This window comes from Clostridium sp. UBA5119 (assembly GCF_002414285.1).
Taxonomy (GTDB): Bacteria; Bacillota; Clostridia; order Clostridiales; family Clostridiaceae; genus Clostridium_J; species Clostridium_J sulfidigenes.
The window spans coordinates 1-326 of sequence record NZ_DHYX01000012.1 but is presented as its reverse complement, the minus strand read 5'-3'; the positions used below and the strand labels follow the sequence as shown (position 1 = coordinate 326).

The 326-nt window shown below is 31.6% G+C and carries 1 protein-coding gene; it reads right to left on the bottom strand.

Features of this window, described 5'->3' with window-relative positions; translation table 11 throughout:
* Positions 1-245: response regulator (locus tag B2671_RS01315; protein ID WP_346868791.1), on the bottom strand; the 245-nt coding region annotated here is incomplete at its 3' end.
* Positions 246-326 lie beyond the last annotated feature (81 nt).

Sequence of the window (326 nt, the reverse complement as noted above, 5' to 3'; positions counted from 1 at the left end):
GAGGCTGATGAAATAAAAATAATAGGAACCTTAGAAACCTTTCTAATCTCACTACACCAATGATAGCCATTAAAAAATGGCAAGGTAATATCTAAAAGAACAAGCTGCGGACTATAGGAAACAAAGGCTGCAAGTACATCCTTAAAATCAGTCAAACATTCTGCCCCAAATCCCCAAGACCTTATGTGATTCTTCACTGTTTTAGCAATTATTAAATCATCTTCTACTATAAGAATTTTATACATTTATTGCTCACCTTACTTTTCTTTCTAATATTTTAAATCAATAATACATTCTTCTCATGGTTTAAAAGCCATTGCTTTCTA